21 protein-coding genes are annotated in these 22487 nt (G+C 44.6%); 5 read left to right on the forward strand and 16 right to left on the reverse strand.

The window, feature by feature from the left end; translation table 11 throughout:
• Positions 1-7 precede the first annotated feature (7 nt).
• The 10 genes from J4N44_RS13350 to J4N44_RS13395 all read right to left on the reverse strand — a co-directional run bounded on the left by J4N44_RS13350 (position 8) and on the right by J4N44_RS13395 (position 8021).
• Positions 8-1216: an AAA family ATPase gene (locus J4N44_RS13350; protein ID WP_252044543.1), complete on the reverse strand. Its 1209-nt coding sequence runs from the start codon at positions 1214-1216 to the stop codon at positions 8-10.
• 12 nt (positions 1217-1228) lie between these two features.
• Positions 1229-1753, reverse strand: a complete 525-nt coding sequence (locus J4N44_RS13355; protein WP_009698701.1) for a TadE/TadG family type IV pilus assembly protein — start codon at positions 1751-1753, stop codon at positions 1229-1231.
• On the reverse strand, positions 1750-2199 hold the full coding sequence (locus tag J4N44_RS13360; RefSeq protein WP_252044544.1) for a TadE/TadG family type IV pilus assembly protein: 450 nt from the start codon (positions 2197-2199) through the stop codon (positions 1750-1752). The genes J4N44_RS13355 and J4N44_RS13360 overlap by 4 nt, the downstream gene beginning before the upstream one ends.
• Before the next feature lies 1 nt (position 2200).
• Entirely contained in the window at positions 2201-3472 is a 1272-nt protein-coding gene (locus J4N44_RS13365; RefSeq protein WP_252044545.1) for a pilus assembly protein TadG-related protein, read from the reverse strand.
• Between the two features lie 25 nt (positions 3473-3497).
• Complete coding sequence (locus J4N44_RS13370) at positions 3498-3722, reverse strand: hypothetical protein (protein WP_005449087.1); 225 nt, start codon at positions 3720-3722, stop codon at positions 3498-3500.
• A 12-nt stretch (positions 3723-3734) separates the two neighbouring features.
• Positions 3735-5201: a type II and III secretion system protein family protein gene (locus J4N44_RS13375; RefSeq protein WP_050936969.1), complete on the reverse strand. Its 1467-nt coding sequence runs from the start codon at positions 5199-5201 to the stop codon at positions 3735-3737.
• A gap of 7 nt (positions 5202-5208) precedes the next feature.
• The gene (gene cpaB / locus J4N44_RS13380) at positions 5209-5964 is read right to left on the reverse strand and encodes a Flp pilus assembly protein CpaB (protein ID WP_005449090.1); all 756 of its coding nucleotides are present in this window, start codon (positions 5962-5964) and stop codon (positions 5209-5211) included.
• Between the two features lie 12 nt (positions 5965-5976).
• A complete protein-coding gene (locus tag J4N44_RS13385; protein ID WP_005449096.1) occupies positions 5977-7290 on the reverse strand; it encodes a DUF8689 domain-containing protein in 1314 nt (437 codons plus the stop codon).
• A 69-nt stretch (positions 7291-7359) separates the two neighbouring features.
• Positions 7360-7848: an A24 family peptidase gene (locus J4N44_RS13390; protein WP_009698707.1), complete on the reverse strand. Its 489-nt coding sequence runs from the start codon at positions 7846-7848 to the stop codon at positions 7360-7362.
• Positions 7848-8021, reverse strand: a complete 174-nt coding sequence (locus J4N44_RS13395) for a Flp family type IVb pilin (protein ID WP_005449099.1) — start codon at positions 8019-8021, stop codon at positions 7848-7850. Before J4N44_RS13395 ends, J4N44_RS13390 begins: the two co-directional genes overlap by 1 nt.
• A 332-nt stretch (positions 8022-8353) precedes the next feature.
• On the opposite strand from J4N44_RS13395, the gene J4N44_RS13400 reads away from it, so the two are divergent.
• Together J4N44_RS13400 and J4N44_RS13405 are read left to right on the forward strand one after the other, a co-directional pair.
• Positions 8354-9079 carry a helix-turn-helix domain-containing protein gene (locus tag J4N44_RS13400; protein WP_009698709.1) on the forward strand — a complete coding sequence of 242 codons (726 nt, stop codon included), beginning with the start codon at positions 8354-8356 and terminating at the stop codon, positions 9077-9079.
• A 153-nt stretch (positions 9080-9232) separates the two neighbouring features.
• A complete protein-coding gene (locus tag J4N44_RS13405) occupies positions 9233-10924 on the forward strand; it encodes an AMP-binding protein (protein WP_005449101.1) in 1692 nt (563 codons plus the stop codon).
• A gap of 74 nt (positions 10925-10998) precedes the next feature.
• Here J4N44_RS13405 and J4N44_RS13410 read toward each other — a convergent pair whose 3' ends face one another.
• Positions 10999-11208, reverse strand: coding sequence for a DUF1127 domain-containing protein (locus tag J4N44_RS13410; protein WP_009698710.1), 210 nt, complete (start codon positions 11206-11208; stop codon positions 10999-11001).
• Positions 11209-11307: 99 nt separating this feature from the next.
• Between J4N44_RS13410 and J4N44_RS13415 the strand changes: the two genes are divergently transcribed.
• On the forward strand, positions 11308-12237 hold the full coding sequence (locus J4N44_RS13415) for a LysR substrate-binding domain-containing protein (RefSeq protein WP_017189169.1): 930 nt from the start codon (positions 11308-11310) through the stop codon (positions 12235-12237).
• Positions 12238-12357: 120 nt separating this feature from the next.
• Here J4N44_RS13415 and fusA read toward each other — a convergent pair whose 3' ends face one another.
• Positions 12358-14448, reverse strand: a complete 2091-nt coding sequence (fusA, locus tag J4N44_RS13420) for an elongation factor G (protein WP_005449112.1) — start codon at positions 14446-14448, stop codon at positions 12358-12360.
• 217 nt (positions 14449-14665) lie between these two features.
• The gene (gene radA, locus J4N44_RS13425) at positions 14666-16045 is read right to left on the reverse strand and encodes a DNA repair protein RadA (protein WP_005439523.1); all 1380 of its coding nucleotides are present in this window, start codon (positions 16043-16045) and stop codon (positions 14666-14668) included.
• A gap of 151 nt (positions 16046-16196) precedes the next feature.
• Here radA and J4N44_RS13430 point away from each other — a divergent pair, with 151 nt between their 5' ends.
• Positions 16197-18545, forward strand: a complete 2349-nt coding sequence (locus tag J4N44_RS13430; RefSeq protein ID WP_005449113.1) for a PilZ domain-containing protein — start codon at positions 16197-16199, stop codon at positions 18543-18545.
• Between the two features lie 57 nt (positions 18546-18602).
• Here the strand turns inward: J4N44_RS13430 and serB are convergent, their stop codons facing one another.
• On the reverse strand, positions 18603-19583 hold the full coding sequence (serB, locus tag J4N44_RS13435) for a phosphoserine phosphatase (RefSeq protein ID WP_069217935.1): 981 nt from the start codon (positions 19581-19583) through the stop codon (positions 18603-18605).
• Positions 19584-19674: 91 nt separating this feature from the next.
• Between serB and J4N44_RS13440 the strand changes: the two genes are divergently transcribed.
• Entirely contained in the window at positions 19675-20280 is a 606-nt protein-coding gene (locus tag J4N44_RS13440; protein ID WP_009698713.1) for a YtjB family periplasmic protein, read from the forward strand.
• Between the two features lie 91 nt (positions 20281-20371).
• Here J4N44_RS13440 and deoD read toward each other — a convergent pair whose 3' ends face one another.
• Together deoD and J4N44_RS13450 are read right to left on the reverse strand one after the other, a co-directional pair.
• On the reverse strand, positions 20372-21091 hold the full coding sequence (deoD, locus tag J4N44_RS13445) for a purine-nucleoside phosphorylase (protein WP_005449118.1): 720 nt from the start codon (positions 21089-21091) through the stop codon (positions 20372-20374).
• Between the two features lie 146 nt (positions 21092-21237).
• A complete protein-coding gene (locus tag J4N44_RS13450; RefSeq protein WP_252044546.1) occupies positions 21238-22458 on the reverse strand; it encodes a phosphopentomutase in 1221 nt (406 codons plus the stop codon).
• Between the last annotated feature and the right edge of the window lie 29 nt (positions 22459-22487).

Here is a 22487-nt window from a genome sequence, read left to right on the forward strand (position 1 = left end):
CCCCTTATTAAGAAAATAATTTCTTAATCCAACTTTGATTTTCCTTGGTTGGGCTTTCCAATAAATGTGAGATTTCAGCTAACGATGCTTTTATCGCACTGTTTTTCTTAGATTGAACAATTGGGTTACCTAAATTTGCACTCTCAATCGCGATAGCGAAATTATTTGGAACTAAGTGTATTGAGTGCCCACCAACAGCATTTTCAATATCTTTCAATGAAATGGTCGATTTTTTTTCGAATCGATTAACGATAAGTTCGACCTGATGATTATTTAAACCATAGTCCAGTTCTAAGGTTCTAATGTAATTTACTGCGTGTTTTACCGACGTGACGTTCTGTTGCATGACCAAGAATATATGGGTCGCCGGAGAGACAATCTGTTGAAAAACATGCTCAACACCATGAGACATATCAACAATAATATGTGAATAGAACTGTCTAAGAATCGGTAGTAATTTACTCACATCACTGGCATATCTATGATTATTCTGTAAATTACCCTGCTCGAAGCATAAATAATTTAACCCTGAAGGGTGCTTATGGACGAGCCCCTCTAATGAGAGTTCGTCCAAGTCATTAACGGAATCGATAACATCATTGATATTATATTTTGGCTTGCAGTTTAGGTAATCAGCAGCGTCACTGAACTGCATATCGAGATCAACCAGCAACACGTTACTCTTCGCATAACTGGATAGCTCGATCGCTGTATTGAGCGCTAGTGTTGTTGCACCTGAACCGCCTTTGGTATTGATAAATAAGGTTAGGTCACCCATTTTCTTGTTATAGACTTTTTCTTCTGCAGTGGATTTGAGCAGCGGGTAAAGCTCACCTAAATCAACCGTGCGTAAGAAGTAATCTGTCGCCCCTAATCGCAGCGCCATCTTTAAAGAGGCGGTGTCCGATTCATCACCAAAGACGATCAATGCAGTATGGTTGTGCTGCAAATTACTATCGCTAGAATAAACATGAGCGACCTTCTGAGCCCAACTTTCGCCAGTTTCAATGTAAATAAGATCTGGAATTTGCTTATTCTTAACCAAATCAAGGTTAAATAAACTGAGTTCAATCCATTCAATATTAACATTGACACATTGGGACAACTCATTCGTTAAATGCACTTTGAAATTGGACGTAGAATATACAACCCAAACTATCAAGTTTGTCTTTAAGTTTTTATAAGTGTCTTCATTCATTTTCACTGGCTTCAGCATATTGCTACTCCATCAGCAATCTTCTATGTCATTAGTTCCAATTCCCTCAGGTCTTAAAACCCCCAGACTTTCAGCTGGTAATATTGTTTCAAAAGCAGGTGTTGTTCCTACAGCATTAATTAAAGCAGCCAAAACAAAAAACTGAAAAGTATAATTAACCGCTCGTGCTCGAACATATTTTATCTGTGAAAGCTGCGCTCCGAGCGTGGCATCATCCGCTGGAGGGGTCGATAAAAAACCAGACACATCGACGTTTGCGCCCGAAGCATCGAGGTAAGCAATCTCCAAGTTACTCGCTGTAAAACCTGACGGATACAAATCCGACACCGCTGGTAAATTAGGGATATCATCCCGATCAGCGATATAGCAAACTGTCGCCAAACGTGCCGCTCTTCGAGTAACTTCATTCACCATTTGCACCGAGAAGAAATACACGGCAAATTCCATGATTAAAAACAGCACCAAAATAACAGCGAGTGCAATAACCGAGAACTCAACTTGCGTTACACCTTTTTGTCTAAATCGTCTTCGAATCATGGTCCTGTCCTCATGGTTGTCGTTGCGGCGATGCTAAATTGCAACGTTTGACTAGAGAACGGCATGGTCGAAAAGATGGGCACATAGTTATAAGTTGCCGACAACGTGACTTCTTTATTTGCCTGAGTTGGTTGGGTGATGGTGATGTCACCAACAGCAATATGATCAATGATGGGAGTCGTGCCAGCTGTAGGACTACCATAGACGACAACATTTTTAATGCTTGTCTCATCGGCAATCGAGTCGAACGTCAACGTTCCGTATGTATCAACGACAGCATACCGAGCCCCATTTTGTAGCGCTTTGTTCACTTCGGTGTATTGAATAAATGCTCGGCAAACATCAATCACGAGTACCGTTAACATAAGCAGCACTGGCAAGGCGATAATAAATTCGATGATGGCAAGACCCGATTGCTCTTTGTCTTTGTTTTTTATATTCAACATATTACGACGCTCCACTAAATGGATCTTTGTAGAGTTGAATGCGATAGAAACCTTTATCTGTCGGATCAACGCCCGTAGAGCCGTTGTTGATTAAGCAATCATACAAAAACTGTCCAAATACAGAAGATTGGCCAGAATTGCTCACTCTCTGTAGCAAAAAGAAGCAGCCAAAACCTAAGACATCAAAGTCTGTCTTACCTGTCGACTCTTCACAGTTCACGATTGGGATTCTTAAAATACGACGCCCATTTAAACCCGAGTTACCTGTATAACTGGATGAATCACAAGATGCGCCACCACTTTGGCAAGCACTCAACTCTTGCAGGTAATTTGCGTAATACAAATTCCCAGCGTAGGTTTCATCTGTTTGCGCTAACACATCAGGTTCTCGCACATACTTATCAGGTAATACTGTGCCATCATTTTTGATAGGACCAGAAAAGTCGTTGAGCCTTACATTTAATCCTTGAGCTACAGGACCTGCACTATTACCTGGTTTAGTTGTCACTGTGTCGCCAATTGCGGCACAACCGTTGTATGCTCCAGATAATGCATCTCTGACAAGTGCAGCACCGCTGTTACCGCCCCCCTGACCAAAATCCAATAACTGAAAATTACCCGGTCCCATGTCCGTATTGTTTTGGTCTCCAACTTTCAACTCATGTATCAGAGAAGGATCGGTATCCACATTAGGGTCGTAGTTTGCTGGCTTATATCCCCATGCGTCTTCTGCACTGCCCGTCGGTTCCCCACACATGGCAATGGGTGTCAAGTTACACGATTGGACAAATCCAGCACTTCGACCAGCAAGTGCACTGGCTGAAATGTTTTTATTTATTCCAAATAAACCGCTTAGAAACTGAGTTAAACCAATATCTGTAACTGCAACACGAACATAAACATCGTACGCACCTGTAGGAGCAGTAAAACTCGCCGCATCAACAAACGTTACTCTATCAAGTGAGAACGTCACAGACGTATTGCTGTTGTCGAACGTCAGTTCTGAGTTCCCATCAGACGCAGAGATATTATTCAACGTTGCAGTAGCAACCGCTGCCGCGGCAACGACATCCCCGTTTTCATCTGCGGCGACTGCACCAGCGAGAGCAGCAGCATCTACCGCGTTTTGTAAACGCGTTTTGTTTAAGACTTGGTGGTTAAGGTCAATACCAAATGCCGCCACGCCCAATAAAATCAGCAATACCATGCTGATCAACACCAAGGTAATCCCTTTCTGGGTTCGCCTTGTTGCCCTTTGCATTTTCCGTCGCATAGCCCCTCCTAAGTGATAAAATCACTTAATCATCTTTGGCTACCCCATTGTTATCGTATACCTCTAGAGTGGTCTGTGTGCGTTGCCCGCTCCCTTCTGGCAGATACCCAAGATTCTCGTACCATGCTTCCGGATTCAGTGTTTGTTCTGCACGTAGCTGACTAACAGAGATACCAAGCTCAGGGTCATTCGCACAGCCAAACAAGCCGAATGAAGTAAAACAAATGGTCATTATCATTATGTTTTTCATCTTATCCTCCACTTATAGGCTGTGCCCAAATTTGCCCTCAGAGCCACCTTCTGACGAACCGTATTGATCAAAACTATTACTTGTTTCTTCTTCTCTAATTTCATTGAGTTGGTATCGTTCAAAATCCAACTCGGCACCTTTACCCAACAGATAAAACTCCACATCGTTAGGGCTAACAAAACCATCCGTCGGTAAGGTGATTCGACGGCGGTCAATTGGGGTCGCGAGCCTTGGTGTCACTAAAATAACAAGCTCGGTTTCACCGGATGTAAACTCTTCACTCTTGAACAATCGACCTAGAACAGGAAGATCACTCGCCCCAGGGATACCATCAGCAACATTACGCGCGTTTTCACTCAATAAGCCTGCAATACCAATGGTTTGCCCATCAGCAAGCTCAATTGTTGTACCTGCGCTTCGTTTAGTAATTGGCGGGATAAAGAAAGTCGCATTGACTTCATTCGGGTTGAAGGTCAATACACCAGAGTTGGAGATCTCACTGACGTTGACATTCATCTTCAAGTTAATGCGCTTATCGCTAAGGATGTACGGCACGAAATCGAGTTGAACACCGTACTCTTTGTAGTCAATCGTGATGCCATCTTCATTTGGTACTGGGATAGGAAATTCACCACCAGCAACAAACTCGGCTTGTGTTCCACTCAAAGCAGTAAGGCTTGGCTCGGCAAGGACTTTTGCAACACCATTTTGTCTGGCAACGTCTAATGCAAACGTAAACAGTGTATTGCTATCGATGAATGAACCAAGGAAACCAAAATCTTCCACTGTTGGCACGTTCAAAATCGGACCGATATTATCGATACCGCCACCAGCAGTGGTTGCTCCCCATGTAAAGTCGCCACTCTTTTGAAAGAAATGAAAGTTTGAGTCAAAACGACGAACCAGTGTGCGTTGAACTTCAGCTACCGTCACTTCAAGCGTCACTTGCTGTGCGCCACCAATGCTCAAGAGATTGATCACCATACTGTCATCTCTTGTATCATCCTCATCTTCTTTTTCATCCGCGGCATCACCTGCTGCAAACGTTTCTGCAATCTTGACGGCGATATCCATATTTTGCTGATTGCTGACTAAGCCCCTTAGTACCACTTTTTCCTGCGCACTGTGGACCTCAATACTTTCGTCTGGGAGGAATTGGTAGAGTTTCGATTTCAGCGTGTTGAGATCATGGGTCACTTCGACATTAAACTGCTCAATTAAACGTCCTCTGCTATCCCAAACTGAAACGTTCGTGGTGCCAAGCTTTTTACCGACTAAAAATAGCTCGTTGGAACGCAAAACAATAATGTCTAATACCTCAGGGTCCCCTAATGTCACCTTTTTCGCCTTACCAGAAATAATTAACTGGGTTGACTGGTGATGAGCAACACTCACCACTTTCCCTGACTGCGCCGGTGCTGCATTAACAGACAAGCTGACAAAAAGTAACTGGCTAATGAGTAATATTATTCTTTTCATAAATCACCTAATTACTGACTCGGACATTGGATGCCTGAGATCCCTTAATAATGGTCACACTAGGTCGCGGTGTGTATTTTCGTGCAACGGGTGGTTTATCGACTTCATGAGGGTTGCGTAAAGCAAGCTGAATCGTGCCTTTGCTGTTTTCGGATAGCAGCTTTTCCGCCTCTTTCGGTGTCACTTCTAACGTCACAGCACGCACGATTACAGGTTTGTTATCATTGGTTTTCGCGGTTTGGTCTACGGCTAGAACTTTGATGTTTTTTAAGACTGTTTTGGTGGAAGCGTTTTTGCCTTTACCAGAACTGATGGTATTGAGAATATCGACTTTATTCCCAGGCAAAAGGAAGCCGGCAACCCCAATAACGTCATTAACTCGAATAGTAATCGCACGTTTGTTCTCTGGGATTAATGCAGCTAGCGTCGCCCCTTCTCCCGGCTGAGCAAGTCGATTTGGATTCACCATTTCTCCTGAATAGATGGTGTTTGCAACAATGCGACCAACCGCTTGCTCCGGTACTTTTAATGTTTCTTCTTTAATCCAATCCACTTCCATCAATTTGGTGGTTAGATGCTTTGCTTCTAAAACAGTGCCAGGCTCTAGTTCCATCGCAGCCACCAGTACCGGATGTCTTTCGACTTCTTCGAGTTCTACTGTTGGTTGGTTTTGACCATCAATCCATTGTTTTGCAATCAAAACAGCGGCAAGACCAAACACAATGGAGAGCAGCAATAACATGACAACTTGAGTCTTACTCATAACTAAATCTCCCTATTCATCCACTGTAAAATACAGCGCCCAAGCTCGGGTTAACGTGTCTGGAGAGACAAGCTTCTTTTTATCTTCAAACACTAAAATATCGCGACTGATTCCCAACAAATCTTTCGGTAAACAAGGGAAGAAAGGAACATGATTGTCGCGGTGTAATTGATGTAATGTGTCAAAAAAATCAGGACCAAGTGCCATCTTGAGGTCGCCAGATAAAGACAACCACAGAGCTTTGTAGTCTTCAGGGCTCAAAGGCTTAAACTCTATTTTGTAACCAAGTCGACGCAAGAAGGCTGGATCGGCCAACTGGCTCGGTGCAAAGTTAGAAGAGAAGGCTAATGTCAGCATGAAAGGAACAGTGACTTGTTGACCATTGGGAAGTGCTAGGTGGTCGAATAAATATTCCATCGGAACAATCCAACGGTTTAACAACGCGTCAACTGGCATCGCTTGGCGACCTAAATCATCAATGACGAGAATTCCGTTGTTAGCCATCATCTGCAGAGGGGCATTCCAGACCCGATTATGCTCACTATGGTTAACTTCCAGCATGTCCATGGTGAGCTCGCCACCAACTTGAATATTTGGTCGCTCACATAAAACCCAACGCTTGTCGTAATGGGTTTCAAGCTTTACAAACACTTTGGAATGAGAGTTATCCAGTCGGCGATGGTGTTGCTCAGAGAAGACTTTAATGATGTTGCCGTCTGCATAAACTGCATAAGGGATGAACACGGATGTACTCATTGCATTGAGTACTCTCGCAGCGACAAAACTTTTGCCCGTACCAGCATGCCCATATAACAACATTGCTCGACCTGAATTGATGGCAGGACCTAGAATGGGAATTAGACGCTCAGAGCCAAAAACATCTGAAAGTGCGCGCTCAACATCGACACGAGTAATGGGATGCTTGCGAAGATCTTGCCCTTCTACCACCTCCCAATATTCTTCCAAGGAAACGGGTATCGGACCAACATAGGCATCTTTTCTAAACGCAATATCGGCTTCCGCCAGACCAAGCTCTGTCAGGCTGTATCGAACGTTTGTGTAGGTATTGCTGAGCTTGTCACTGGTCGGTTGATAGACCTCAACCCAACTGCGCTTTCTCAGTTGTGCTAGCGCTAAATCTACAATCGTGGAGACCACTCCCAACCGTTGAGTCAACTCGACTAAATCGATTTTAGGATATGCAGACAAGTGTTTTAACACTAAATTTTCGACAACCGAAACTGGTATGCCAAGCCCTTCAATATTTGATGGGACTTTCGGCGGCGTTATTTGCGGCACAAGTTTTTCCCAATACACAGACCCCATTACAATTCCCCTCTGTACGTTGCCTAGTCAACTGAATATCTAACGCCAGTCTTTGTAATTTTTGTTGTTTTAATGTGTGTAGGAGAAATACGCTAATCCAATAACGATTACAGGTGCGAAAGGAATAACCAGCGGTTGTGCCGATTTCAATCCGGGAGTCACTTTGTATAAGCAATATCCCTTCACTTGATCTGAAAACTTCACGTAGGAGGATGAAACATGGAGAGCTAAGTAAAATAAGCTCACCACTCCTCCAGCAAGAATGATTCCGATAGATGCGTCCCCTAAATTACTCAACCCTATCCAAGCCCCTAATACGGCGAGTAACTTAACATCTCCTCCAGCCATTACTTTAAACAGATAAAGAACAAAGCAGACTGCAAACGCAACCAACCCGCCATAGAAATGATCTAGACCATTAGTACTAGGACTGAGTAATGCGCTTGCAGCAACAACGATTAACAGCAATAAAACGGCTTTGTTTGGTATCCGATGCTTTTGCGCATCAGACACGCCTATCGCAAAAAGTAATGACCAAATGACAATCTCTAGCGTCATTACGAATTGTTGATTTGAGATGCCACTGATGTGAACTTACCAGACAGCGTAGTCCAGAAGCCTGATGTCAAAAATGCAGTCACAATAAGTGCAGCACCTAGGATGTACTCAAGTAGAGTTAGACCTTCTTCATCTTCCATGAAGTCCTTGATTAGGTTGCGAAAGTTTTCCATAAGATATCCCCTTTTTAATGATTCTCGCTCGTTGATGACTCGGCTTACATGTGCGCCTAAATCATGTCTAAACCTTAGTCATCGAAAAATTGGGGAGTTAGGACTTTCTTGCCAAGCACTAGCACTTTCTTGCTAGAGAGGGCAACAAAATGCATTTGTAGCAAATGTGAGACAGTTACTACATCGATATGTGACACCTTTCACACTTGCAGGATATCTATATAAGCCTAAGCTTAATAAACGAAAGGTTTAGTTTTTAGCCTCACGGATCGAGGTTAGTTGAAGCCTTTTACGATCGACCTTCGGCAAAGTTCAAAATAAATGGAAGCAACATGACAGAACTTATAAAGGCCTACTGGATTGGAGACGCTCCTCAATCCCTGCCCAACACCTTTCGCTCAGTATTAGAGAGTACCTTCACCCTGATTAAGAGTGGTGATGACGTCTCGGTATTGAGTGACAGAGCATTCACTTATTTCTTTTACTGCCAATCATCAGAACACCATAGACCTCAGAAAAGCCTCCTTACTCTTTGCAAGAACCTTGATAAAAAGCTTATCGTGATCCATCAAGGTCAGCAGGAAAGCAATTTGCCACCAGAGCATATTGTGGCTGAATATCATCGCGTAGAAATGGACTCGACGTACGAGTGGATATCTCAAATCAAACTCAAATACTTTTCTCCTGAAAATTTCGATGAACAATTTCTTTCGTCGGAGAGCGCTTTAACTAAAAACGGTAAGTCTAATTTTGTCGATGTTGTCCACTATATCGCGAACAATGTACACAAAGATCTAAGAGAGGAAGAAGCCGCAGCACTTTGCCATTATTCCCCCAATTACTTTTCTAAACTCTTTCACCGAAAAGTTGGAATGTGCTTTCGCGATTACATCACGGAAAAGCGCATCTCTCTTGCCAAGAAAATGCTTACAGAAGAAGACTCAATGAAAATTGCCTATATTGCGTATCAATGCGGCTACCGTGACGTCTCGTATTTTTCTCGCATCTTCAAAAAGAAAACCGGACTTTCACCCGCAAGCTATCGGCAACAGTTTTAAAGAATGACGACTTGGGCAACTTTGTCTTCTCTAACGTAACCTTTCCCACAGATTTCATCAAAATGCATTCCCGTATAATGATTTAACATGCTAAAGTTAACAATGTTTTAACAACTATAAATACAAACGAGAGAAGACATGGAGTCATCTACAATGAATCAGCCTAACCTAGAACAGACCGCTGGTTGCGCTCTCCCGCCGCCAAATGAAATGATCCTTAAATGGGCAGAGGAACGCCCAAATGAGGTTTACTTAAAACAAATCATTAATCGACAGTTTGTTGAATTTACTTATGCCGAGGTCGCCGATAAGGCGCTTAAATTGGTTACCGCTCTGCGCAACCTGGGTGTTCAACCCGGTGAAAAAGTCGCATTGGTTTCGAAGAACTGTGCCGAATGGTTTATCTGCGATTTAGCCATGATGCTTGGCGACTACGTGAGTGTGCCAATTTTCCCGACAGCTGGCGCTGACACCATTGAGTACTGTGTTACCCACAGCGAAAGTAAAGCACTGATTGGCGGTAAGTTAGATGATCCAGCGGCAACGCAACAAGTGATCGATTCAATGCCAGATTTAATTAGCATTGCACTTCCTTACGATACTGCGCCGAAATGCCAATATCAGTTTACTGAGATTATTGCCGACGTAGAGCCAAGCGCAGAGCGTCCACAACACCATGATGACAAGCTTATGTCTCTCGTGTACACCTCAGGTACGTCAGGGCTGCCGAAAGGGGCAATGCTGACATACGGCGCGTTCAGTTGGTCCGTTCAACAACTGATCAATCACATTGGCATCCAAGAAAACGATCGATTGTTCTCTTATTTACCACTCGCTCATATCACAGAACGAGTTTACATCTTCGGTTCATCGATTATGGGTGGCGTAACGACGGCTTTCCCTGAGTCACTCGATACTTTCATTGAAGATGTCAAAATGCATCGCCCGACACTCTTCATCTCTGTACCGCGATTGTGGACGCTGTTCCAGCAACGTATTCAAGACAAACTTCCTCAGAAAAAGCTCAATATTCTGCTGAAGATCCCATTCGTTAATTCACTGATTAAGAAGAAATTGGCGGATGGTCTCGGCTTAGATCAAGCCCGCGTCCTTGGTTGTGGTTCTGCCCCAGTGTCGCCAGCACTGCTTGAGTGGTACCGCAGTGTTGGTCTAAACATCACTGAAGCTTGGGGGATGACAGAGTCTTTCGCCTACAGCACACTAAACTACCCATTCCGCGCCGATAAGATTGGCTCTGTGGGCAATGCCGGACCAGGTATTGAACTTAAGATCGCTGACGATGATGAGATCATGGTTCGCGGCAAAGGGCTGTTCTCTGGCTACTACAAAAATGACATCGCGACACAAGAGTCGTTTGACTCAGAAGGATGGCTTCATACTGGTGACATCGGTTCAATAGATGCGGATGGTTACCTCACCATTCAAGGTCGTAAAAAAGACACCTTCAAAACTGCCAAAGGTAAGTTTGTTGCTCCGGTTCCTATCGAGAAGAAACTGTTTGAGTATAGCCGCGTCGAAATGATGTGTTTGATCGGCTTAGGCTTGCCAGCACCCATTTTATTAGTTGTGCCACATGACTTCCCGAACTTTGATAAAGAACGTTACGCCCGCACCACACGCAAGGTTGTCGCTCGCATGAACCAAGAACTTGAATCGCACGAGCAAATCAAAGGGGTATTGATGATCCAAGACCCGTGGAGTATTGAAAACGGCATTCTAACACCGACCTTGAAGATCAAACGCCACGTTCTTGAGCAGAAATATCATGAAATCGGACACAACTGGCCAAAAGGCGAACTGGTTGTATGGGAAGAAGATTTATAATCTCTTACTCACACTCCGAGAACCAACAATTCAAACGCTCCCATAAAGGGAGCGTTTTTCATTTTCGACGATGATCAATCACGCCAAAATGGTTTCTGAATTTCCTTTTGGACTTCAGTTTCGTTGTAGCCGATATCATCCAAAAGGTGGTGAGGTAACTCAGACAAATGACGGCGTGTACGGTAGTTTTTTCTCCATACGGCTAATTTAGAAAAGATATACTGAACTAAGCTCTTGCGTGGCTTCGATGCTAAGTGACCACAGGTTTGCGTTGCATTGTTCATATACCCTCCTTGATTCATTCACATTGACCACTTAATAATCAGTGACTACCCTGTTATTCTCAAACGATAGAATCTGACATTGAGTTAAGGAAAACTAATGTGAAAGAACGCATGCCTCCGCTACAAGGGCTGTATTATTTCTACATCGCGGCAAAGGAAGGCAGTTTTAAAGCGGCTGCCAAATACTTATTTGTCACACCAGCAGCGATTAGCCAACAGATACGTCAATTGGAAGAATTTCTGGGTACCGACTTGTTTGTACGCCAACATCGAAAGATACTGCTCACCGCAGAAGGCGACTTGCTGTTTGCCCAAGCCGAACGAGGTTTCAATCACCTCCAACAGGGTGTGCGATTAATTAACCAAGATCCCAACCCAAATCATCTCTCCATCTCAACACTGCCTTCTTTTGCTCATCATTGGTTAGTCCCAAGGATTGCTGCATTTCGACAACGACATCCAGATATCTCGCTACTCATGGAGCCAACGAATGAACTGGTTTCATTTCAAGATAGCCAGATAGATCTCTGTGTCCGTTATGGTCATGGAGACTACCCGAATCTGGAATCACAATGGCTGATGGATGAAGTATTCTACCCTGCCTGCCATCCCATCTACCAAAAAGAGCATGGTATCTACAGCGTCCAAGATTTAAATAAAGCAGAGTTGATCGAAGATTTATGGCCGGACTTAGACTGGAACATGTGGCTCAACACATTAGGTCATAAAGCGGCAAAACCAACGCTCAAGTACAGTGGCTCGCATTTGGTTTTAGAAGGTGCTCTTTCGTTGCAAGGCGTAGCGTTGGTCAAGCACAGCTTGGCTTATCGATACATCCAAGAAGGAAAACTGGTAAGAATCGGTGACATAGGCATTCAGCCTAAGTATGCCTATTACCTTTGTGCGCCGACAGGATATTTAAAGCGTCAAAAAACACAGTTATTTAGTCAATGGATAAAAGAAGAGATTGCTGAATTTGAACGCAGTACCGTTCGAGACTTTGAAACGATTCAATTAAAAGAAGAATGAAGTAAGCAATAAATTTTGGACAACACCAGCTCCGTTCAGATAGACAAGTAAACAGATGTTAGATAGTAAAAAGCCCCGCACTAGGCGGGGCTTTGATGTCTTACAGAGTTAACTTAAGAATTACTTCTTAGCGTTACGCTCTTTAACGTCAGCAATTACTTGCTCAGCAACGTTGTTTGGACATGGCGAGTAGTGTGAGAACTCCATAGAGAACTGACCACGACCAGAAGTCATAGTACGTAGAGTACCGATGTAACCGAACATTTCTGATAGAGGTACATCACCCTTGATACGTACGCCAGTAGTACCAGCTTGTTGGTCTTTGATCATACCACGACGACGGTTAAGGTCACCGATTACGTCACCAACGTGATCTTCTGGAGTGAACACGTCAACTTTCATGATTGGCTCAAGAAGTTGCGCGCCAGCTTTAGGCATAGACTGACGGAATGCGCCTTTAGCAGCGATTTCGTAAGCGATAGCTGAAGAGTCAACTGCGTGGAAGCCACCGTCGAATAGTTCAACTTCTACGTCTAGAGTTGGGAAGCCAGCTAGAACACCGTGTTCCATCATGCTAGCGAAGCCTTTCTCTACTGCAGGCCAGAATTCTTTAGGTACGTTACCACCAACAACTGTTGACTTGAACGTGAAGCCTGAACCAGTTTCGCCTGGTTTGATACGGTAGTCGATCTTACCGAACTGACCAGAACCACCAGACTGCTTCTTGTGCGTGTAGCTGTCTTCGATTGCTTGAGTGATTGTTTCACGGTAAGCAACTTGAGGAGCACCTACTTCTAGCTCAACGCCGTAAGTACGTTTTAGGATATCTACTTTGATATCTAGGTGAAGTTCACCCATACCACGTAGGATAGTTTCGCCAGATTCTTCATCAGTCTCTACTTGGAATGATGGATCTTCTGCAACCATCTTACCGATCGCGATACCCATCTTCTCGCTGCCGCCTTTATCTTTAGGCTTAACTGCGATAGAGATTACTGGATCTGGGAAGATCATTGGTTCTAGAGTACATTCGTGCTTAGGATCACATAGAGTGTGACCAGTTTGAACGTTCTTCATACCAACTACAGCGATGATGTCACCAGCTTGAGCTGAATCGATTTCGTTACGCTCGTCTGCGTGCATCTCAACCATACGGCCGATACGCTCAGTTTTACCAGTTGCAGAGTTAAGGATTGTGTCACCCTTCTTCATGCGGCCTGAGTAAACGCGGATAAACGTTAGAGCACCGAAGCGGTCGTCCATGATCTTGAACGCAAGCGCTTTTAGTGGCTCGTCTGCAGATACTTTTGCTACTTCGCCAGTTGGCTCACCAGTTTCTGAATCTGTTAGAGGCTGTGGATCAACTTCTGTTGGTGATGGTAGGTAATCTACTACCGCGTCAAGAATAAGTTGGATACCTTTGTTCTTGTACGCTGAACCACAGTAAGTTGGGAAGAATGCTAGGTCACGTGTACCTTTACGGATACAACGTTTGATGTCTTCTAGAGATGGCTCTTCGCCTTCTTCTAGGTAAGCCATCATTAGATCTTCGTCTTGCTCTAGAGCAGTTTCGATTAGCATTTCACGGTATTCAGCCGCTTTCTCAACTAGATCAGCAGGGATGTCTTGAACTTCGTAGTTCTCTGGCTGGCCAGACTCGTCCCATACGTAAGCTTGTTGGCTTAGTACGTCAACAACACCTACGAAATCTTCTTCGATACCGATAGGTAGAGTCATTACTAGTGGAGTAGCACCTAGAACGTTTTGTACTTGGTCAACAACTTTGTAGAAGTCTGCGCCCATACGGTCTAGTTTGTTAACGAAGATCAGACGAGATACGTGTGATTCGTCAGCGTAACGCCAGTTAGTTTCTGACTGAGGCTCAACACCACCAGAACCACAGAATACACCGATACCACCGTCAAGTACTTTTAGAGAACGGTAAACTTCGATAGTGAAGTCAACGTGTCCAGGAGTATCGATGATGTTTAGACGGTGATCGTTCCAGAAACAAGTTGTTGCTGCAGACTGGATTGTGATACCACGCTCAGCTTCCTGCTCCATGAAGTCAGTAGTAGTTGAACCGTCGTGAGTGTCACCGATCTTATGGATCTTACCAGTTAGCTTTAGGATACGCTCTGTAGAGGTAGTTTTACCCGCGTCTACGTGAGCAAAAATACCAATGTTTCTGTATTTTGATAAATCAGTCATTGTCTTACTCTGTTAATAAGGTATAAAGTGCGCGCAGAGTATATCACATTCTGTCAATACTGATACCCTTGCGTGCGGATGGAAGAAAAAAAATTTTAACGTCGATTTTCCGTCCTCAAATAATAGTCAAACTTCGCAATATGTGTGCTTAATTCGACAATAATGAGGACAGATTCAACATTATTGTTACCCCTAGAATTGGGGCACAAGATAGCGTTTACAACTCATCAAATGCTTCGATAGCTTCCGATAGTTTTTTCACGCCGTGGATTTGCATACCAGGAATACCGCCCTTGGGCATATTCGCTGCAGGAACGATTGCTTTCTTAAAGCCGTGCTTAAACGCTTCATTCAAACGCTCTTGCCCACTTGGCACAGGTCGAATCTCACCCGCCAAGCCCACTTCCCCAAACACCACCACATCTTTTGGTAGTGGACGGTCGCGGAAACTCGATAAAAGCGCCATAACTAACGCAAGGTCAGCACTGGTCTCTGTGACTTTGACGCCACCAACGACATTCACAAATACATCTTGGTCTGCCATTTGTAGACCACCATGCTTATGCAGTACCGCTAGTAATAAAGAGAGACGGTTTTGTTCTAAGCCAACCGCGACACGACGTGGGTTTGCCAGTTGTGAATAGTCTACTAGCGCTTGAATCTCTACTAGTAGAGGGCGCGTACCTTCCCAAACAACCATCACGGAGGAACCCGACGTCTCCTCTTCACCACGAGAAAGGAAGATCGCCGATGGGTTGTTCACTTCTTTTAACCCTTGCCCTGTCATGGCAAAAACACCGAGCTCGTTCACTGCACCAAAACGGTTTTTGTGACTACGAAGCGTACGGAAACGGCTATCAGTCCCACCATCTAGCAACACGGAGCAGTCAATAATGTGCTCAAGTACTTTAGGTCCCGCAAGGGTACCATCTTTTGTTACGTGACCAACAATAAAGACAGCAACATTGTTTTGCTTTGCGTAACGCGTCAAGGCGGTTGCCGATTCACGTACTTGAGCGACACTCCCCGGTGAGGATTGAACATCAGAAACGTGCATAACCTGTATCGAGTCGATAACCATAATGCGTGGTTGCTCTTTCTCTGCAATCTGACAGATCTTATCGACATTCGTTTCTGACAGCATCTTTAAATGCTCTTTTGGCAAACCAAGACGGGAAGCACGCATCGCAACTTGCTGAAGTGATTCCTCACCCGTTACGTACAGCGTAGGCATTTGCGCCGACAACAAACACATGGTTTGTAGAAGTAACGTTGACTTACCTGCCCCTGGGTTACCACCAATCAAAATCGCCGCACCAGGAACCACACCACCGCCAAGTACACGATCGAGTTCTTTAAACCCACTGGTGAAACGCGGCACTTCTTGCAGATCAATCTCGGAAAGCGTCTGAACTTTTGATTCCGTCGCTGAGCCTGCATAACCAGATAAGCGTTCATTGCGCGCTACCGTTGGCGATGCAGCAATACGAACTTCAGTAATCGTGTTCCATGCACCACACGCATTACACTGCCCCTGCCAACGTGGGAAATCTGCGCCACAATCATTACAAACATACGCTCGTTTTGCTTTCGCCATGATGCCTCGATTTTTTCAACACTCGGTTTTTTCAACAAATGTGACCAAGCACTGCCATGTCTGACCTTATTGGACATGAACTCTTGATATACTCAAGTTTTGCTTTGCTTAGCCGATATAATTCGAATAACGACATACTTTAACAGAAATAATGCAGCAATCTGAAATTCTCTCGCTCGCAGAACGACTCATCCCAGTTTATGGCTCTGATGACTTTGACTTCGTCCTTGGTCAATTGACCGAGGGGGAACCGCCATCGGCCAAAATTCTTGTAAAGATGGAACTCAACCGTGTCATGGCACCTTGCAAGAAAAGCATTGATTTGCGAGGTCGAGTGAAAGGTGAATGTCGTGAATACTTATTAGATGGCATCCCTCATTGGTTGGATGACGTCGCTTTCAACGCTTACCACAAAAACTTAAAAAAATTCGGTGCTTACACTGAAGGCATGTGGGAAGCCTTGGTCAATACACGTAACAACTTTCGTGTAATGAGTAAAAACAACGGTAAGAATGAAGAACAATCGCTGACCGACCCTAAAAGTCCATTCCTTGCTGAACCGGTTCATCTTGGTTACGACTTAAAGCGCCAAGAAAAGCGCTTAAAAGTACAGTCTCAGGTAGAAATCATTCGCTCAAAAAGTCAAGTGATCCACGGTCTGAGTATTGACCTTTCTAGCTCTGGAGCAAAATTCAAAGTCCCAAGTGCATTCAAATACAGCTTGGGCGAAGTCATTCAAGTTACCTTTACCGAGTTTGCCAGCAAATCTCAGGTTGCCGGCGTTGAAAAACCAATCACTTATCGTGTGCTCGCAGTGGATGATTGCTACGAGAACGATGCTGTTCGTTATCTAAGAACCATTCGTTTGACCGAGACCAATGTCGTGGCTCGCTTGATTGATGAAGCTCTCAACAGCGCTGCAAAACGTGCTCGTCATGATAACCAAGATAAAATCATTCGCGCTCGCACGCGTGGTTACGAACATATCGCCCTGAAACACACCAGCAACCTCCCTCTGTTTTTTGAAGGCAGCGAACTCAAGCTCGCAATGCTGACACCAAATAACCAAAAGATGTGGCAATACTGGCATGATGAGCGTAACCAGCAAGTATTTGGTTCGTTGTTCAATCCGAAAAGGATGGCTTCGTTAATTGCGCCAGGGGTCAAAGGGGCTACCAACGTGCTCTATTCCTTTACTCATGAGCATGACAACAAAACGTACTTCTATTCAATGCTGCGCCCAGAAGCGACCAGAGAGCAGCGTCAATTGTTCTGGCACCTGGGAGCCAAACGCGCCAGTTGGCGTGCTTTCCGCATTTCGATTTTTGAACTGTCTCAACAAGAAAAAGAAGACCTTGCTGCGTTTTCTTCTGAGTTAGCCGAAAGTTCGCAAAAACTGACCCACGTAGGCATTTTGCAAGAAATTGCCGATGAGAAGTCTGGACAGGATTATTTGCTTACTGAAAAGCCTCGCGTGCCCGCGAATACACTTAATGCTTTTCGCCATCCACGTAAGATCATCGGCAATCCAAAAGGTATTTACTTTGACGCCCAATCTCGTCGAAAAGAGCCCCGTTATCGCTTCAAAACCCCTTTAGTGCTTAATACCGGAAGTGCGAAAGCTGCAGGCTTTACCATGGATATCTCTAAGCGAGGCTTGGGCTTACGCTTGGATGAGCCGACGGAATTACGCTCAGGGCAAGAAGTACGCATCAACTTCCGAGAGCTACAGTTATACGATAAGAAATTGCCTCTTTCAGAAGTCCCTTATCGGATTATTCGGGTGAGTCCCGATGGTCGTAGTGTGCAACTGGTCATAGATGAAGACAGCAAAACCATGCGTGTTATTGCTTTCTTCAATAGCATTATCGAGCACAACCAAGACAAACTCATCCCACAAAAAGAGATGCTGCCAAGTAACGCATTGTTGGAAAGGCTGCACAGTGTCCTACTCTCACGTATTTTGAGTACGCCAATCTTTATTAGTAAAAGCGCAGCCTCTTCGGTGAAAACTCCCGTTATTGGTGTCAACTTCCCATTAGCGAAGCACATCGAGTTATATGCACGCCTTGGTCACAATCAGCAGTTCTCTCTCGAACCATTATTTAAGGGACGATCTAGCACTCTGATCGCCGAACCAATTAAACGTATTGATGGCGCTCAGGCGAGACATCAAGATGTTTACATCAGCGTGGCGAAAGTTGGTAGCAAAATCACTGGGCTAGAGTCGAAGCTGCAACAAGATTTTACCAGTGTCAAAGAACGTATTCAGTTCATAAAGAAAGCCCGCATGATGGGTGAGTTTTACGCAACCCGTATTTCTACCGCGCCAATCTTTGATCCGATGACTTCTTTGCTGCGCCAAGATTTGAGTGATTTAACCCAATTTGGGGTTCATCAAGCCAGTAAACTAGAAAAAGAGCTGACCGCACTAGTTGGCTACAGCGAATTTGAAGACATTACTGAAGAAGTGATCGTGCGATTAGAACTGACTGAATAACAAAACACCGCCAAACTGGCGGTGTTTTTCTATCGTGTTTCGTCGTGAAAACCCAGATTATGGTTTCGCTTTCCAACTGATTTTCTGCTGCTTAACTAAAGCACCAGAAAGAATACACAGCACACCACCTAGACCTGCGAATCGAACGGCAGTTTGCGCTTGCTCTTCAACTTTAGGTTTAGCGTGATAAGCCACACCCAGCCCTGCAGCAGACATCATCACCAGATCATTTGCACCGTCACCGACTGCGACGGTATTGTGTTGCTCAATCTCGTACTCTTCTGCAAGCTCTACCAAAATGTCAGCTTTGGTTTGGGCAGATACAACATCGCCAAGCACTTCACCCGTCAATTTGCCATCAACAATTTCTAGTTGGTTGGATTGCGCAAAATCCAATCCCACTTTGTCTTTAATAAAGTCGGAGAAGTAAGTGAATCCACCAGAGGCAATCGCAGTCTTCCAACCCAATGCATTGAAGGTTGTAATCAACGCTTCGAAGTCTGGCATGAATGGCAGTTGGCTTCGTACCTGCTCAAGAATGGCTTCATCAGCCCCTTTCAGCTTACCAACGCGCTGACGTAAACTTTGTTCAAAGTCCAGCTCACCTTGCATGGCTCGTTCGGTGACTTCGGCGACTTCTTCGCCTACACCGGCAAGTTTAGCAATCTCGTCGATACACTCGATTTGAATCGCCGTTGAATCCATATCAAACACAACCAAACCCGGCGCAGAAAGATCCGGTACTTCATTTAAAGAAGCGTAATCCAGATTTAAGCTTTTCAGAATGGTTTCATGCTCTGACGTAAGGTTACCCGCCATCAATGCCACTTCATACTGACCTACCTTCCAAGTATCTAAAATTGGGTTGTAGAAGCCGGTAAAAAAATCGATGTCTTCAAAATTGCGAGGCTCAAGGTGCTCACCAAATACAATCCAGTTAGCCTTGGCTTTATCGAGCTGAGTAGCAAAGCGAGTTTCGGGTAGTCGTTTTAAAAGAGTCGTATGCCTTCTGATAGGCAAGCTTTTTGACGCGTCCATGTATATAATCCCTTGTGACTTTGCTAAAACGTTACCTCAACAAGCTAAAAAGGCAAGTCTTTGTTTTGTTTTGAATGGACGAGTAAAGAGCATGAGTGAATCCTTATTCTCAGTAAGGAATGCCCTACGAATTCTGGCGCTGATACTGCTGTGTGTGATGCTATTTGTCACCATCAAAAACAGTGTCGTGATCAGTAAGGGTAATGAGAAGATACAAGCGCAGCAGCTTGAAACCCTGACCAAAGTTTTGATTTCACAGGCGTCGTTATCTGCCAGTGAAATGATCATAAATAAAGACCAAGAACGTCTGCTTAAACTGACGAATCAGTTAGCACAAGACCGTCTGGTATTCGATGCGACCATCTATGACGCGCAAGGTGTGCGTCTTGCATCCAGCAAAGAAGCGCTGTCTGTACGAGAGGTACTTGGATTAGATACGCCACTTGCGACAGCGTCGATTGGACGTCAGCAGCTCGTTGAACCGGTACTGGCAGATGGCGCAGTGATTGGCTTTGTACGAGTGACTTTTGAAACCGGTCGTGTAACGGCAATCTCTGATCATCACTACCGTAAAAGTGATCGTTACATGTACATGATGGTACTGATGAGCTTTGCATGTGGCATGCTGTTCATCATGATTTTACGCAGACAGCCGATCCGCCGTAAAAAAGGTGAAAACCTATTGCTAACCAAGTAATTCAAAAACCAATTTATCAAAATAAAACAGCCCGCATGATGCGGGCTGTTTTTTTATGCTGATAAGCAAAAGAATAGAAGGCTGTTCGCCCTTACTCTTCATCACCTAGCAATACTGAATCAAGTGCGATTAGCATCATGTCGTTGAACGTAGTTTGACGTTCGTCTGATGTGGTTTGCTCGCCAGTTTTGATGTGGTCAGAAACAGTACAGATAGTCAGAGCTTTCGCGCCGTACTCAGCAGCAACGCCGTAGATACCAGCCGCTTCCATTTCAACACCTACGATACCGTACTTGTCCATTACGTCGAACATTTCTGGATCTGGCGTGTAGAACAGTTCTGCTGAGAACAGGTTACCTACTTTTACGTCTACGCCGCGAGCTTTCGCTGCTTCTTCTGCTGCGCGAACCATTTTGTAGTCAGCAATAGCGGCAAAGTCATGACCTTTAAAGCGGATGCGGTTAACTTTAGAATCAGTACAAGCGCCCATGCCGATAACAACATCACGTACTTTGATATCTTCGTTCACTGCGCCACAGCTACCTACACGAATCACTTTCTTCACACCGAAGTCTTTGATTAGCTCAGTCACGTAGATTGAACATGATGGAATACCCATACCGTGACCCATTACTGAGATCTTACGACCTTTGTAAGTGCCGGTGTAACCGAACATATTACGAACGTCACATACTTGAACTACATCTTCAAGGAAAGTCTCTGCAATGTATTTAGCACGTAGCGGGTCACCCGGCATTAGAACGACGTCTGCGAATGCACCCATTTCTGCGTTGATATGTGGAGTTGCCATGTTTCTTTTCCTTAACCTGTCTCTAGCGATCCGCACTGCTACTGGCGGTTTTGGCTAGAATATTCTCATTTCCGACAAGCAACATTTTCATGCTGCCAACATAAAACTAGGAGCAATCAAGCTCCTAGTTTTCAAAACCTACCTAATTATAGGAAGTTCTTACCGTAATCCATTGGTGATGTACCGAAGTAACTTGCCAATGTTTGACCGATATCTGCAAAGCTATCACGACGACCTAGTGAGCCCGCTGGTACTTTCTTACCATAAACAATTACTGGAATGTGCTCACGAGTATGGTCAGTACCAGGCCATGTTGGATCACAACCGTGGTCTGCCGTTAGGATAAGAACATCGTCTTCTTCCATTAGCTCTAGCACTTCGTTGATGCGACCATCGAAATACTCAAGTGCCGCAGCATAACCCGCTACGTCACGACGGTGACCGTACGCTGAGTCGAAGTCTACAAAGTTAGTGAATACGATAGTGTTGTCACCCGCTTCTTTGATTTGCTCTAGTGTTGCTTCGAACAATGCAGGGATACCTGTCGCTTTCACTTTCTTAGTGATGCCGCAGTTCGCGTAAATATCAGCAATCTTACCGATAGAAACCACATCACCTTGCTTCTCATCAACTAGCTTCTGAAGAACAGTTGCTGATGGTGGCTCAACAGAAAGGTCACGACGGTTACCCGTACGTTCAAATTGACCTTTACCAGGACCAATGAAAGGACGCGCAATAACACGACCGATGTTGTAATCTTCTAGCTCTTCACGTGCAATTTGGCAAAGCTCTAGTAGACGGTCTAGACCGAAAGTCTCTTCGTGACATGCAATTTGGAATACAGAGTCAGCAGACGTGTAAAAAATTGGCTGACCTGTCTTCATGTGCTCTTCACCAAGGTCATCCAATACTTGAGTACCTGATGCATGGCAGTTACCTAGGAAGCCGTCTAAACCCGCACGCTCAAGGATGCGGTCAGTCAGCTCTTTCGGGAAGCTGTTCGCTTTATCAGTGAAGTAGCCCCAATCAAACAGAACAGGTACACCAGCGATTTCCCAGTGACCAGATGGAGTATCTTTACCTGAAGAAAGCTCTGCTGCGTGACCGTACGCACCAATGATTTCTGCATCTGCGTCTAGGCCAGGTGCGAAGCGACCTGTTGACTCTTTATGTGCCATTGCCAAACCTAACTTAGATAGGTTTGGAAGACGAAGTGCACCTTGACGTTGTTCGTTATCTGCTAAGCCTTGCTCACACTGGTCTGCAATATGACCTAATGTGTCTGAACCTACATCACCAAATTGTTCTGCATCTGCAGCTGCGCCGATGCCGAATGAGTCTAGTACTAAAATAAATGCTCTTTTCATTGCTCGTTCCTTAGGCCCACTCGGCTTCT

The sequence above is a fragment of the Vibrio sp. SCSIO 43155 genome, assembly GCF_023716605.1.
Classification (GTDB): domain Bacteria; phylum Pseudomonadota; class Gammaproteobacteria; order Enterobacterales; family Vibrionaceae; genus Vibrio; species Vibrio harveyi.